Below are 13,899 nucleotides of genomic sequence, written 5' to 3' on the forward strand. Positions count from 1 at the left end.
CGGGCCCGGCCCGGTACGCGGGCCGGTACGCGGGCCGACACGCGCACCGGTTCAGCGCCGCCGCCGGCCCGTCCCCCGGCTCAGCGCGGCGTGGAGGACGAACGAGGCGCCGAAGCCGACCGCCCAGCCGTAGTCGGCGAGCGGCTTGAGGAGGGGCACCAGGCCGTCGGCCGGGAACGGGCCGCCGTAGGAGCCGCCGACGGCGAGCAACCCGCCGACGAGCAGGGCGGTGACGGCACGCCAGTTCCAGCCGGCGGTGTACCAGTAGGCGCCGTTCGGACGGTAGAGCTCGGCCAGCAGGAGGCGGGTGCGCCGCAGCAGCCAGTAGTCGGCGATCAGGACACCGGCCACCGTGCCCAGCAGACCACCGACCGTACCGAGCCAGGTGAAGATGTAGACGTGCGGGTCGGCGATCAGCTTCCAGGGGAAGAGCGCGATTCCGACCACGCCCGTGATCAGCGCCCCGGTGCGGAAGCCGACGAAGCGGGGCAGCAGGTTGGCGAGGTCGTACGCCGGCGAGACGACGTTCGCCGCGAGGTTGACGGAGAGCGTGGCGACCAGGACGGTCAGCAGGGCGAACAGGATGCCCACCGGGCTCTCCATCTTCGCGGCGAGCGCGATCGGGTCCCAGATCGGTTCGCCGTAGACGGCCTGGGAGCCGGAGGTGACCAGCACCGAGAGCAGCGCGAAGAGGGTCATGGTGGTGGGCAGCCCCAGCGCCTGGCCGCGGATCTGGGCGCGTTGGCTGCCGCCGAAGCGGGTGAAGTCGGGGATGTTGAGCGCCAGGGTCGACCAGAAGCCGATCATGCCCATCAGGGCCGGGAAGAAGACCTTCCAGAAGTCGCCGTCCCAGCCGAGCCGGGAGGGCTGGTCGAGCAGCGGCCCGAACCCGCCCGCCTTCACGGTGATCCAGGCCAGCAGGGCCAGCGCCCCGACGATGACGAAGGGGGCGGCCCAGTTCTCGAACCGGCGCAGGGCCTCCATGCCGCGGGCGATCACGGCCATCTCGATCAGCCAGAACAGCAGGAAGGAGAGCCACTGCGTCCACGGGTGGCCGCCGAACTCGGCCGCGGTGCGCCAGGATTCGCCGAGCAGCCGGCCGGCGAGCAGGAAGATGCCCTCGCCGCCGATCCAGGTCTGGATGCCGAACCAGGCGCAGGCGACGGCGGCCCGCAGGAGCGCGGGCAGGTTGGCTCCGCGCAGACCGAAGGAGGCACGGGCGAAGACCGGGAACGGGATGCCGTACTTGGTGCCCGCATGGCCGGCGAGCAGCATCGGGACGAGCACCACGAGGTTGGCCAGGGCGATGGTGAGGACGGCCTGCTTCCAGTCCATGCCGAGGGCGACGAGGCCGGAGGCGAGCGTCCAGGAGGGGATGTTGTGGGCCATGCCGACCCACAGGGCGAGGAAGTTGTAGGTGGTCCAGGTGCGGCGGGCGACGGGGACGGGCCGCAGGTCGTCGTTGGTGAAGCCGTTGGCGGGCAGCACGGGGGCGGCGGGGTCGAGCTCGACCCGGCCGTCCCCGTGCTCGCGCTGACCGGCGGCGGGTGCGGGTGCGGCCGGGGGCGGCGGATCACCGTTCACCGGGGCGGGCCTCCTCTCAGAGCCGGGGGATGACGTCGGTGCCGTAGGCGTCGATGGTGGCTTCGACGGCGTCGTGCATGGCGTAGACGGCGAACTGGTCGACGCCGAGGGCGCGGAGGTGTTCGAGCCGGTCCCGGTGGGCGGCGACCGGGCCGATGAGGCAGAAGCGGTCGACGATCTCGTCGGGGACGAACGCGGTGTCGGGGTTCCCGGCCCGGCCGTGGTGGCTGTAGTCGTAGCCCTGGCGGCCCTTGATGTACTCGGTGAGGGCTTCGGGGACGAGGGCGGAGTGCTCGCCGTAGTGGGTGACGAGGTCGGCGACGTGGTTGCCGACCATGCCGCCGAACCAGCGGCACTGTTCGCGGGCGTGGGCCAGGGCGGCCGGGGAGTCGTCGGCGGTGACGTAGGCGGGGGCGGCGACGCAGATGGTGAGGGCGTCGGGGTCGCGGCCGGCGTCGGCGGCGGCGCCGCGGACGGCCTTGATCATGTACTCGGTGAGGTAGGGGTCGGCGAGTTGGAGGATGAAGCCGTCGGCCTGGCGGCCGGTGAGGGCGAGCGCCTTGGGGCCGTAGGCGCCCATCCAGATCGGCAGCGCGGCGCCTTCGCGGACCCAGGGCAGGTGCATCTCGGTGCCGTCGACCTCGACGGTGCGCCCCTCGGCCAACTCCTTGATGGCGTGCATGGCTTCGGAGAGCCGGGCGAGGGTGGCGGGGCGGCGGCCGGCGACCCGCATCGCGGAGTCGCCGCGGCCGATGCCGCAGACGGTGCGGTTGCCGTACATGTCGTTGAGGGTGGCGAAGAGGGAGGCGGTGACCTCCCAGGTGCGGGTGGAGGGGTTGGTGACCATGGTGCCGACGGTGAGCGTCGTGGTCTCGGCGAGGATCCGGCTGTAGATGACGAAGGGCTCCTGCCACAGCACGCAGGAGTCGAAGGTCCAGCCGTGGCTGAACCCGGCCTGCTCGGCGCGGACCATGCGGTCGATGAGCAGGCGGGCGGGCGGGTCGGTCTGCAGGACGAGGCCGATGTCCATCGAGGGGCTCCAGGGAAGGGTGGGGCCGCCCGGGGCCGATGGGCCGGCCCCGGGCAACGGCGGTGCGGGGTAGGTCAGGTGAGGTACTGGCAGGTGTCGCGGCGCAGGAAGGCGCCGTGGCCGGCGCGGCCGAGCCAGGTGCCGTCGTCGAGGATCACGGTGCCGCGGGAGAGCACCGTGCGGGCGCGGCCGGTGAGCCGGCGCCCCTCGTAGGCCGAGTAGTCGACGTTCATGTGGTGGGTGGCGGCGGAGACGGTCTGCACGGCGGTGGGGTCGTAGACGACCACGTCGGCGTCGGCGCCGGGGGCGATGGTGCCCTTGCGCGGGTGCAGGCCGAACATCCGGGCGGGAGTGGTGCAGGCGATCTCGATCCAGCGGCGGCGGGTCAGGTGCCCGTCGACGACGGCCTGGTGGAGGAGGTCCATCCGGTTCTCCACACCGGGCAGGCCGTTGGGGATCTTGGAGAAGTCGCCGCGGCCGAGCTCCTTCTGGCCGGCGAAGCAGAACGGGCAGTGGTCGGTGGAGACCACCTGGAGGTCGTTGGTGCGCAGCCCGCGCCAGAGCGCCTCCTGGTGTTCGCGGGGGCGCAGCGGTGTGCTGCAGACGTACTTGGCGCCCTCGAAGCCGTCGGCCCCGGTCTCGGCGAGGTTGTCGGTGGAGAGGAAGAGGTACTGGGGGCAGGTCTCGCCGAAGACGTTGAGGCCGGCGTCGCGGGCCCGGACGAGTTCGTCGAGGGCGGCGGCGGCGGAGACGTGGACGACGTAGAGCGGGCTGCCGGCGACCTGGGCGAGCTTGATGGCGCGGTGGGTGGCCTCGGCCTCCAGGAGTTCGCGGCGGACCTCGCCGTGGTAGCGGGGGTCGGTCCGGCCGGCGGCGAGGGCCTGTTCTACGAGGACGTCGATGGCGATGCCGTTCTCGGCGTGCATCATGACCAGTCCGCCGTTGGCGGCGCCGCGTTGCATGGCGCGCAGGATGCGGCCGTCGTCGCTGTAGAAGACGCCGGGGTAGGCCATGAAGAGTTTGAAGGAGGTGGATTCGCCGGAGTCGACGAGGGCGTCCATCTCCTTGAGGACCGCGTCGTTGACGTCGGAGACGATGGTGTGGAAGGCGTAGTCGACGGCGCAGTTGCCGTCGGCCTTGGCGTGCCAGGTGTCGAGGCCTTCGCGCAGGGAGCCGCCGACGGGTTGGACGGCGAAGTCGACGATGGTGGTGGTGCCGCCCCAGGCGGCGGCGCGGGTGCCGGTCTCGAAGGTGTCGGAGGCGGCGGTGCCGCCGAAGGGCAGTTCCATGTGGGTGTGGGCGTCGACGCCGCCGGGGATGACGTAGTGGCCGGTGGCGTCGATGACGGTGTCGGCGGTCCAGGCCCGGGCGGTGTCGCTGTCGGTGGCGGCGAGGGCGGCGATGCGTTCGCCCTCGATCAGGACGTCGGCGTGGATCTCGTCGGTGGCGGTGATGACGAGGCCGCCGCGGATGACGGTACGGGTCACGGTGTCGGCCTCCCTCACGCCTCGGTCAGCGGGCCGTAGGCCTCGGGCCGGCGGTCGCGGTAGAACGCCCACTGCTGGCGGACCTCTTCGATGAGGCCGAGGTCGAGGTCGCGGACGACGAGTTCCTCCTCCTTGTCGGAGGCGGGGTCGCCGACGAACTGGCCGCGCGGGTCGACGAAGTAGGAGGTGCCGTAGAAGTCGTTGTCGCCGTACTCCTCGGTGCCGACGCGGTTGATGGCGGCGACGAAGTACTCGTTGGCGACGGCGGCGGCGGGCTGTTCGAGCTGCCAGAGGTAGGCGGAGAGGCCGCGGCTGGTGGCGGAGGGGTTGTAGACGATCTGGGCGCCGGCCAGGCCGAGGGCGCGCCAGCCCTCGGGGAAGTGGCGGTCGTAGCAGATGTAGACGCCGACCTTGCCGACGGCGGTGTCGAAGACGGGCCAGCCGAGGTTGCCGGGCTTGAAGTAGTACTTCTCCCAGAAGCCCTTGACCTGGGGGATGTGGTGCTTGCGGTACTTGCCGAGGTAGCTGCCGTCGGCGTCGATCACGGCGGCGGTGTTGTAGTAGACGCCGGGCTGCTCCTCCTCGTAGACGGGGACGACGACGACCAGGCCGAGTTCGCGGGCGAGGTCCTGCATCCGGCGGACGGTGGGCCCGTCCGGGACGGCCTCGGCCCAGCGGTAGTGCTCGGGGTCCTGCACCTGACAGAAGTACGGGGCGTTGAAGACCTCCTGGAAACCGATGATCTTCGCACCCCGGGCGGCGGCCTCGCGGGCGTAGCGCTCGTGGAGGGCGATCATCGTCTCCTGATCACCGGTCCACCGGGTCTGCACGAGGGCGGCACGGACGATCTGCGACATGGGTACCTCCGCAACTCCGTGGCCCGGCCGGGGGTCGGGCCTGCGGTCTGAGGGTTGACGGGGCGGATCTGCCTCTGGTTTCCGCACGTGTCGACATGCGGCGGCGCACACATCTACGTGCGTAGAACGTGGTCCGTCGACCGTAGGCCCGGCCTCGGTGGCCTGACAATACGTCGGACGTAACGTGGCGGGGGCGATCCTGTTACGCGGACACGCGGGGGCTTCCGAACGGGATGAAACACTCATCTACCCCACTGGCGCACTCCTTACTCATTCGGGTGAATCCGGGTGCGAAGCGCCGCGTGCCGGGGTAAGACGCCCATGGCGCTGCTCCGGTCCGTCACCGAAGCGTTCCGGACGGTGAGTTCCGGGCGGTGGGTTCCTGGCGGCGGATTCCTGGCAGGGAGTGCCTGACGGTGGGTTCCTGACGGTCGTTCCGGACGGCGATCCGGGCGAGGTCCACGGGGGAGGTCGACGTGACGGCTGCATCCGAGGCGTCCGGGCCGCGCGGCGATTTCGATCCGCCCGGGCCGCGCGACGGTCCCGAGGCGTCCGGGCGCCGCGGCGCGCTCACCGGCGCCCCGCCGGGCCCGGTGCCGCCGTGGGCCGGCCTGCTGATCGCCCTGGCCGTGCCGGTGCCGCTCGCGCTGGGCGGCGCGCTCTTCGCCCGGTGGGCGCCCGCGGTGCGCGGCGTGCGGCTGCAGCTGGCCGGTTCCGCGGCCGCCGCCGAGACCGTCGTCGCCGGGCGGGCCGCCGACCACCGGGCGGCGCTGCGGGCCGAGCCCTGGCTGCTCGGCGGCTCCACCCTGACCCTCGTCGCGGCCGGACTGCTGGGCTGGTACGTGCTCACCCGGCCGCACTGGCGGCTGGCCGCGCTCGCCGCCGGGGGCGCCGGGCTGCTGGCGGGCGCCCTGGACGTCGTGGAGAACGCCCTGCTCGGCGCCGGTCTGGACGGGCTCGGCGCCGGGCCGGCCGGCGCGCGCTCCGGCTCCGACGCGCCGTTCGCCGCCGCGGCCGCGCTCGCCACCGTCAAGTGGCTGCTCCTGCTGCCGGCCGGGGCGATCGCGCTGACCGTCCTCGCGATCACCCTGCACCGGGCGGTGGGCGGCGTCCTCAGGCGCCCGCCCGCACCGGGCCCCGAGGCGGGTGCCGCCGCAGCCGCCTCGGGCGGCGAGGCGGCCGCCGGGCCGGAGCTGATCCCGCCGTGGCCGGTGGCCACCGCCCACGGCGGGCGCTGGCCGCCCGGCCACCGCCCGCACGGGCCGCTCGACCGCCACGCCCGCTGGCGCAACGGCGCCCGGGTGCCACCCGGCCGGGAGCCCGCCCGGCTCGGCTTCTGCGTCTCCGGCGGCGGCATCCGCTCCGCCTGCGTCACCCTCGGCGCGCTGCAGGCACTGCGGCCCTGGCTCAAGCAGGCCCGCTACCTGGTCTCCGTCTCCGGCGGCGGCTACACGGCGGGGGCGCTGCAACTGGCGCTCAGCGACTCCGCGCCCGGCGGCCCGGTGCACGCCGTGTCCGGTCTGACGGCGGACAACGTCCTGGAGCCCGGCTCACCGGAGGAGGACCACCTGCGCCGTCACGCCAAGTACCTCGCCGACGGGGCCGGCCAGTGGCTGGTCGCCCTCGGGACGCTGCTGCGCGGCCTGGTCGCGGCCCTGACCCTGCTGCTCGCCGCCGTCCTGGTGCTCGGCCTCGGGCTGAGCCGCTTCTACCACCTCGTCCCGCTGACCGACCTGGACGCGCTGGCCGCCGTCGGTCTGCGCACCGGCGGGGGCACCGGGCCGGGCGCCCTCGCCGTCCGGGAGCCCGCCGTCCTGGCGCTGCTCGGGCTGCTGGCGAGCGCCGCGCTCTGCTGGCTGCTCTGGCTGCTGGCCTTCTCGCTGCTCGGCTGGGGCGCCCCCCTGCCGCGCACGCTGCGACGGCTCTCGCACGGCGCCCTCGCGCTGGCCGCGCTGCTGGCCGTCGGGGTGCTGCTGGTGCCCGGGCTGGCCTGGGGCGCGGTCTGGCTGCAGCAGTCCCTCGCCGTCGGCTCCCGGCAGACCGGCGCCGGCCTCAGCCTGACCGTCCTGCTCAGCTACGTCAGCCTGCTGCTCGGCATACTGTGGCGCGGGCGCCGGGCCGTCGAGCAGGGCGCGGCGGCACTCGGCGGCCTGCTGCGCGGCACCCGCCGGCTCGGCGGCGGGATGGCCGACCGGCTCGTCCAGTACCTGGTGGTGTGGGCGGCGCTCACCGCGCTGTCGGCGGGTGCGCTGCTCGCACTCGGCTGGGCGGTCGCCACCGGCCACGCCTGGCCCGTCGCCGCCCAGGTGCTGCTGCCGCTCGTCCTCGGCACGGTCGGCCTCAACCTCGACCAGACCTGGATGAGCCTGCACCCGTTCTACCGCCGCCGGCTGGCCTCCGCCTTCGCCGTCCGCCGCGCCACCGAGGACGGCGAGGTGCTGGCCCGGCCGTACCGCTTCTACCGCGAGCAGACCTGGCTCAGCCACTACGGCGCCCGGCACCCCGGCGTCCCGCAGGTGGTCTTCGCCGCGGCGGCCAACCTGTCCGGCAGCTCCCGCACGCCCCCCGGGCGCCGGGCGGTCTCGTTCACCTTCTCGCACGACTACGTCGGCGGACCGGACGTCGGCTACGCCCGCACCGACCTGCTGGAGCGGCGCACCCGGCGGCACATCGCCAGGGACCTCACCGTGCAGTCCGCGATGGCCGTCTCGGGCGCCGCGTTCTCCTCGGCGATGGGCCGTCAGTCCCGCGCCTACCAGGGCCTGTTCGCCGTCACCAACGCCCGCCTCGGCACCTGGCTGCCCAATCCGGCCGCGCTCGGACCGCTCTGGGCGCCGGACCGGGACTGGCGGCTCCCCCCGCAGCCCGCCGTCCGGCGGCTCCCCTACCAGCTGCGCGAGCTGTGCGGGCGCTACCCGATGGACGACCGCTTCCTGCTCACCACCGACGGCGGGCACTACGAGAACCTCGGACTGGTCGAGCTGCTCCGCCACCGCGTGCGGACGGCGGTCTGCATCGACGCCAGCGGGGACGCCCCCGCCGCCGCCAGTCTGGCGGCGGCGATCACCCTCGCCCGCGAGGAGCTCGGCATCGTCATCACGCTGCACGAGCCGGACCTGCTGATCCCCGGCAGCACCGACCGGCCGCTGCGCGGTCTGGCGGCACGACTGGCGGAGCGGCTCTCGGCCCGGGCGGTGATCACCGGGGACATCCGCTACCCGGACCCGTTCGACGTCCCCGGCGGTGACGTCCACGGCCGCCCCGGCGGTGACGCCCACGGCCACGGCGACGGCGACGGCGATGGCGACGAGTGGCGGCACCACGGCACGCTGATCGTCGTCCAGGCCGTCCTCACCCCCGGCATGCCGTACGAACTGCACGCCTACGCGGCGGCCAACGCGGCGTTCCCGAACGACAGCACCAGCGACCAGTGGTTCGACCACCGGCAGTTCGACGCGTACCAGACGCTCGGCCGCCACCTGGGTGAGCAGGCGGCCCCCGCGGTCAAGGCGGCACTGGCCGAAGCGGGGCCCGCCGCCGGGCCGGCTCCCGCCCCGCCCCACGCGCCGGCCCCGGTACCGACCCCCGTACCGACCACTCCGACGGCCCCGACCAGCGCGGCAGCGCGCCCGGCCGCGGCGCCTCCCCCGCCCCGGCGCGCCACGCACGAGTGAACGGGCGCGCTTGACTCGCGCCCGTCGCGTCGGGAAAGATCCGGCGCATGGACTCCGGCACCACTCTGGTTTGCCGCCTGCACGTCGATCTGCGACGCCAGGCGAGTTCCATCTGTGCCTGTTGACCTTGACCCTCCCCGCCGGTCCCGCCCTGTGACGTCTGCCAGGGCCCGCGCCGCGCACCCGTACCCGTCTTCCTGACGCGCCCCGGCGCACCCGTGCCGCCCGGCACGCCTGCTTCCGCTGCCGGGCCCGGCCGTCCCCCTCCGCTCGCTCCGCCTTCCCCGAGGACGCCCACATGAGCCTGGACCTCGCCCCCGGCACGCCGGCCGGCCCGCCCGGCACCGAAGCCGCGACCGCCACAACGTCCACCGCGACCGCCGTCACGGAAGCCCGCGCCCCGCTCACCCCGAAGTCCCTGCGCGCGATCGTCCGTGACCTCGCCGAGCAGCCCGACCAGTGGATCCACCACGTCCGGCTCTCCACCGAGGAGCGCTGGTACCGACGGCTGGTGGCCGACGAGGACCACGAGGTCTGGCTGATCAGCTGGCTGCCCGGCCAGTCCACCGGGTTCCACGACCACGGCGGCTCGCGGGGCGCGTTCGCCGTCGCGCTCGGCGAGTTGGAGGAGCTCTCGCTCGGCGGGCCGGAGCAGGGCCTGCTGATCCGCCGGATCGCGGCCGGCACCGCCCGCGCCTTCGGCCCGGAATACGTGCACGACGTCCGCAACACGGCCGCCGGCCCCGCGGTCACGCTGCACGCCTACTCGCCGCCGTTGAGCTCGATGGCGCACTACGAACTGCGGGCCGGCGGGCTGGTCCGCACCTCGCAGGAAGGACCGGAGCAGTGGTGACCACGATCGACGACCTGGTGGAGCGCGCCCGCGAGGGGGTCCACCGGCCCCGCGCCCGGGAGGCCTACCAGGCGCAGCTGGACGGCGCGCTGCTGGTGGACATCCGGCCGGCGGCGCAGCGGGCGGCCGAGGGGGAGATCCCCGGCTCTCTGATCATCGAGCGCAACGTGCTGGAGTGGCGGCTCGATCCGACGGGCAGCCACCGGATCCCCGCGGCCACCGGTTACGACGTGGAGGTGATCGTGGTCTGCTCGGAGGGCTACGCCTCCAGCCTGGCCGCCGCCTCGCTGCGCGAGCTGGGGCTGGACCGGGCCACGGACCTGGACGGCGGTTTCGTCGGCTGGGCCGCCGCCGGGCTGCCGACGCGTCAGGGCGGCTGAGCCGCCGACCCGGCACGACCCGTCACGGCCCACACCCGGGAGCCCGGCCCGGAGCCCGTACCCCGGAGCCGGGACCGGGGCCTGGGGCGGTCGGCCCGGTGGCACCGGAGCCGGTTTCGGCTCCCCTCCGGCCGGCCGCCCCAGGCGGACGGTAAATCAGGGACAGGAGATGATTCAGGTCATAGTCTGATCGGAGTTTCCGCCGGTCCGATGCTGGGCAGCCACGCGGGCGGAAGAACGCCCGGGCAGTTGATCCGACAGACAGGGCCACTTCACGGGCCATCACTTGTCGACAAACCGCCACGACCGACAGACCGACACCGTCGGCGCCACCACCGGGAGGCGCCGAGACAGAGGAAACTCCCCGTGATCAGATTCGACGGCGCCGGCAAGCGCCACCCCGACGGCACCATCGCCGTCGGGGGCCTGGACCTCGACGTGCCCACCGGCCGGATAACCGTCCTGGTCGGCCCGTCCGGCTGCGGCAAGACCACGCTGCTGCGCATGGTCAACCGGATGGTCGAGCCGACCTCGGGCCGGGTGCTCCTGGACGGGACGGACGTCGCCGAGCTGGAGCCCGCCAAGCTGCGCCGCGGCATCGGCTACGTGATCCAGCAGGCCGGACTCTTCCCGCACCGCAAGGTGATCGACAACATCGCCACCGTCCCCTACCTGCTCGGCTGGGACCGGAAGCGGGCCCGGGCCCGGGCCGCCGAGCTGCTGGAGCTGGTCGGGCTGGCGCCGGAGACCGGCAAGCGGTACCCGTTCCAGCTCTCCGGCGGTCAGCAGCAGCGCGTCGGCGTGGCCCGGGCGCTGGCCGCCGACCCGCCGGTCCTGCTGATGGACGAACCGTTCAGCGCCGTCGACCCGGTGGTGCGGGCCGGGCTCCAGGAGGAGCTGCTGCGGCTGCAGTCCGAACTGCACAAGACGGTGCTCTTCGTCACGCACGACATCGAGGAGGCCGTCCGGCTCGGCGACCAGGTCGTGGTGCTGCGCGAGCAGGGCCGGATCGCCCAACTGGCCGATCCGCACACGCTGCTCACCGCCCCCGCCGACGACGACGTCGCGGCCTTCCTCGGCCGCGACCGCGGGCTGCGCGGGCTCGGCCTGCGCCCCGCCACCGCCGTCGCCGTCCGCCCGGTGGCCGACGGACTGCGCCACGGCGGGTGGGAGCTGGCGCTGGACGACGAGCGCCGCCCGATCGGCTGGATCGACCGGGACGCCCCGACCACCGCCCTGCACCCGGCGGCCGGGTACCGCCCGGAGACCGACACCCTGCGCACCGCGCTGGACGCGGCCGTGCTCTCCCCCGCCGGCGTCGCGGTCGCCCTGGACGCCACCGGCCGGGTCACCGGCACGGCGAGCCGCGAGGCCGTCCTGACCGCCCTCGCAGCGGCGCCCGCGACCGTACCTGCGGCGCCCGCAGCCGTACCGGAGGTGAGCGCGGCCGTACCCGCGGTGGGCGCGGCGGTGGCCGAGATCGGCGCGGCCGACGCGACCCGGTCTCCCGGGGCACCCACGACGGGCGAGACCCGCGGAGCCACCGGTGGACGATGAACCGATCGTCCGGTGGTACTGGATCGGCGACCACCTCGGCTATCTCGGCGACCTGCTCGCCGACCACGCGGTGATCGCCCTGCTCCCGGTGCTGATCGGTCTGCTGCTGGCCGTCCCGCTCGGCCTGGCCTGCGCCCGCTTCCCCCGGCTCTACCAGCCGCTGGCCGCCGTCTTCAACGTCGTCTACGCGCTGCCCTCCCTGGCGGTCTTCGTGGTGCTCATCCCCTACACCGGGCTGGCCACCCAGGCCACCGTGATGATCCCGCTCACCTTCTACGCCGTCGCCGTGCTGCTGCCGACCACCGTGGACGGCCTGCACGCCGTCCCGGACCCGGTCCGCCAGGCGGCGACCGCGATGGGGTACGGCCCCTGGCACCGGCTCGCGGCCGTCGAACTGCCCGCCGCCGTGCCGTACCTGGTCGCCGGGCTCCGGGTCGCGGCGGTCTCCAGCATCTCGCTGGCGAGCGTCGGCGCGCTGGTCGGGCGCGGCGGACTCGGCTACCTGTTCATCGACGGCTTCCAGCGCACCTTCCCCACCCCGATCGTGGCCGGCATCGTGCTGATCGCCGCGCTGGCGCTGGCCGTGGACCTGCTGCTGCTCGGGGCCCGGCGGCTGCTCGCGCCCTGGGCCGTCCGGGAGAAGGGGGCCGGCCGATGAACTGGCTCTCCTGGCTGGGGGACTTCTTCTCCTCCCCGGACCGCCGCAGCGGCCCGGACTCGATCGTGCACCGCATCACCGAGCACCTGCTGCTCTCCGGCGAGGCGCTGCTCTACGCGGCCCTGCTGGCCGTGCCGCTCGGCCTGCTGATCGGCTACACCGGTCGCGGCGCCACCGTCGTCACCTCGCTGGCCGGCGCCGCCCGCGCGCTGCCCACGCTCGGCCTGGTGACGCTCGCGGTGCTGCTCGCCGGGGTGGGCGACACGGCCGTGCTGATCCCGCTGGTCGCGCTCGCCGCGCCGCCGCTGCTGGTCGCCGCCGTCGAGGGGGTGCGCGGTACCGACCCGGACGTCCGGGACGCGGCGCGCGGCGTCGGGCTGACGCACCCGCAGGTCCTGTGGCAGGTCTGCCTGCCGTCCGCGCTGCCGACCCTGCTGGCCGGGTTCCGGACCGCGACCGTCCAGGTCGTCGCGACGGCCACGGTCGCCGCGTACGTCGGCCTCGGCGGTCTCGGCCGGTACGTCATCGACGGGCTGGCCACCCGGAACTTCGCCGTGACGGTGGGCGGCGCGCTGCTCGTGGTGCTGCTCGCGGTCGGCGCCCAGCTGTTCTTCGCGCTGCTCGCCCGGTACGCGCTCCCGCCCGGGCTGCGCGCCCAGCGCCGGTCCCGCTCGTCCCGCTGATCCCGCCTCATTGCTCCCGCTGATCCCACTGACTCCGTTCGTCCCGCCGATCCTCATCCGCTCCGAAAGGACACCTGTCACCATGTCGACACCTGCACGCCGCCGAAGCGGCCACCGGGCCCTGCTCCTGGGCACGATCGCCGCGCTCGCCCTCGGCGCGACCGCCTGCTCCTCCTCCGGCGGCGACCCGCTGGGCGGCGGCTCCTCGACCTCGGCGGCCGGCGCGACAGCCGGCGGCGGCTCCGGCTCGACCGTGGTCATCGGCTCGGCCAACTTCCCCGAGAACGTGCTGCTCGGCTCGATCTACTCGCAGGCGCTGAAGGCCAAGGGCGTCAAGGTCGAGGAGAAGTTCAACATCGGCAGCCGCGAGGTGCTGTACGGGCAGCTGCAGAACGGCAGCCTGACGGTGCTGCCCGAGTACAACGGCGCGCTGCTCGCCTACCTCGGCGGCAAGGCGACCGCGCCCACCAAGGACGAGGTCAACGCGGCGCTGGCGAAGACCCTGCCCGCCTCGCTGGCCATCCTGGACTCCTCGCCCGCCGAGGACAAGGACACCCTGAGCATCAGCCAGGAGAGCGCCGACAAGTACCAGCTGAAGAGCATCGAGGACCTCGCCGCCAAGGCGGGCGAGTTCACCATCGGCGGCCCGCCCGAGTTCAAGACCCGCCAGGAGCAGCCGCTCAAGGACGTCTACGGGCTGACCTTCAAGGAGTGGAAGCCGACCGGCGAGACCACCGGCAACGCGATCAAGGACGGCTCGATCCAGGTCGGCAACGTCTTCTCCACCGACCCGAAGATCGCCCAGCTGAAGCTCGTCGCGCTGGCCGACCCGAAGAACCTGTTCGGTGCGCAGAACGTCACCCCGCTGGTGAACAAGGCCGCGATCGACGCCCCCGCCGCCGCCGCGCTGAACGCGGTGTCGGCCAAGCTCGACACCGCGGGTCTGGCGGCGCTGATGAAGAAGGTCGCCGTCGACAAGGAGGACCCGTCCGCCGTGGCCAAGGAGTGGCTGAAGGCCAACGGCCTGGGCTGAGCCCGGCGCACGACCGGTCGGGGGGGGGGCCCGGGGGGGGACGGGCCCCCCGGGCCCCGCCCGGTCGGCGCCGGGGGAGCGTCACTGGTGGGGGGGGAGCCCG

The 13,899-nt window shown here is 74.1% G+C and carries 12 protein-coding genes; 8 read left to right on the forward strand and 4 right to left on the reverse strand.

Features of this window, described 5'->3' with window-relative positions:
* Positions 1-51: 51 nt before the first annotated feature.
* The 4 genes from ACFVYI_RS27320 to ACFVYI_RS27335 form a co-directional block, all read right to left on the reverse strand.
* The gene (locus tag ACFVYI_RS27320; RefSeq protein ID WP_387890242.1) at positions 52-1,584 is read right to left on the reverse strand and encodes an NCS1 family nucleobase:cation symporter-1; all 1,533 of its coding nucleotides are present in this window, start codon (positions 1,582-1,584) and stop codon (positions 52-54) included.
* Between the two features lie 16 nt (positions 1,585-1,600).
* The gene (locus tag ACFVYI_RS27325; protein WP_387890244.1) at positions 1,601-2,614 is read right to left on the reverse strand and encodes a TIGR03842 family LLM class F420-dependent oxidoreductase; all 1,014 of its coding nucleotides are present in this window, start codon (positions 2,612-2,614) and stop codon (positions 1,601-1,603) included.
* Positions 2,615-2,688: 74 nt separating this feature from the next.
* Positions 2,689-4,101, reverse strand: a complete 1,413-nt coding sequence (hydA, locus tag ACFVYI_RS27330) for a dihydropyrimidinase (protein WP_387890246.1) — start codon at positions 4,099-4,101, stop codon at positions 2,689-2,691.
* Positions 4,102-4,115: 14 nt separating this feature from the next.
* The gene (locus tag ACFVYI_RS27335; RefSeq protein WP_387890248.1) at positions 4,116-4,958 is read right to left on the reverse strand and encodes a nitrilase-related carbon-nitrogen hydrolase; all 843 of its coding nucleotides are present in this window, start codon (positions 4,956-4,958) and stop codon (positions 4,116-4,118) included.
* Between the two features lie 476 nt (positions 4,959-5,434).
* Between ACFVYI_RS27335 and ACFVYI_RS27340 the strand changes: the two genes are divergently transcribed.
* From ACFVYI_RS27340 to ACFVYI_RS27375, 8 genes are all read left to right on the forward strand, one after another.
* Positions 5,435-8,632, forward strand: coding sequence for a hypothetical protein (locus ACFVYI_RS27340; RefSeq protein ID WP_387890251.1), 3,198 nt, complete (start codon positions 5,435-5,437; stop codon positions 8,630-8,632).
* Positions 8,633-8,679: 47 nt separating this feature from the next.
* A complete protein-coding gene (locus ACFVYI_RS27345; protein WP_101948289.1) occupies positions 8,680-8,757 on the forward strand; it encodes a putative leader peptide in 78 nt (25 codons plus the stop codon).
* A 173-nt stretch (positions 8,758-8,930) separates the two neighbouring features.
* A complete protein-coding gene (locus ACFVYI_RS27350; protein ID WP_387890253.1) occupies positions 8,931-9,485 on the forward strand; it encodes a cysteine dioxygenase in 555 nt (184 codons plus the stop codon).
* Positions 9,479-9,865, forward strand: a complete 387-nt coding sequence (locus ACFVYI_RS27355; protein WP_387890255.1) for a rhodanese-like domain-containing protein — start codon at positions 9,479-9,481, stop codon at positions 9,863-9,865. The genes ACFVYI_RS27350 and ACFVYI_RS27355 overlap by 7 nt, the downstream gene beginning before the upstream one ends.
* A gap of 366 nt (positions 9,866-10,231) precedes the next feature.
* Entirely contained in the window at positions 10,232-11,422 is a 1,191-nt protein-coding gene (locus ACFVYI_RS27360; protein WP_387890257.1) for an ABC transporter ATP-binding protein, read from the forward strand.
* Entirely contained in the window at positions 11,412-12,080 is a 669-nt protein-coding gene (locus ACFVYI_RS27365) for an ABC transporter permease (protein ID WP_360632364.1), read from the forward strand. The genes ACFVYI_RS27360 and ACFVYI_RS27365 overlap by 11 nt, the downstream gene beginning before the upstream one ends.
* Entirely contained in the window at positions 12,077-12,763 is a 687-nt protein-coding gene (locus ACFVYI_RS27370; RefSeq protein WP_387890261.1) for an ABC transporter permease, read from the forward strand. Before ACFVYI_RS27365 ends, ACFVYI_RS27370 begins: the two co-directional genes overlap by 4 nt.
* An 82-nt stretch (positions 12,764-12,845) precedes the next feature.
* Positions 12,846-13,796, forward strand: coding sequence for an ABC transporter substrate-binding protein (locus ACFVYI_RS27375; protein WP_387890262.1), 951 nt, complete (start codon positions 12,846-12,848; stop codon positions 13,794-13,796).
* Positions 13,797-13,899: the final 103 nt, after the last annotated feature.

Source organism: Kitasatospora sp. NPDC058218 (genome assembly GCF_042882445.1).
Lineage (GTDB): Bacteria > Actinomycetota > Actinomycetes > Streptomycetales > Streptomycetaceae > Kitasatospora.

What these genes read in the sequence shown, in the direction of transcription:
- ACFVYI_RS27325 (WP_387890244.1), bottom strand. Translation starts at nt 2,614, where the DNA reads ATGGACATCGGCCTCGTCCTGCAGACCGACCCGCCCGCCCGCCTGCTC.
- ACFVYI_RS27335 (WP_387890248.1), bottom strand. Translation starts at nt 4,958, where the DNA reads ATGTCGCAGATCGTCCGTGCCGCCCTCGTGCAGACCCGGTGGACCGGT.
- ACFVYI_RS27345 (WP_101948289.1), top strand. Translation starts at nt 8,680, where the DNA reads ATGGACTCCGGCACCACTCTGGTTTGCCGCCTGCACGTCGATCTGCGA.
- ACFVYI_RS27350 (WP_387890253.1), top strand. Translation starts at nt 8,931, where the DNA reads ATGAGCCTGGACCTCGCCCCCGGCACGCCGGCCGGCCCGCCCGGCACC.
- ACFVYI_RS27370 (WP_387890261.1), top strand. Translation starts at nt 12,077, where the DNA reads ATGAACTGGCTCTCCTGGCTGGGGGACTTCTTCTCCTCCCCGGACCGC.
- ACFVYI_RS27375 (WP_387890262.1), top strand. Translation starts at nt 12,846, where the DNA reads ATGTCGACACCTGCACGCCGCCGAAGCGGCCACCGGGCCCTGCTCCTG.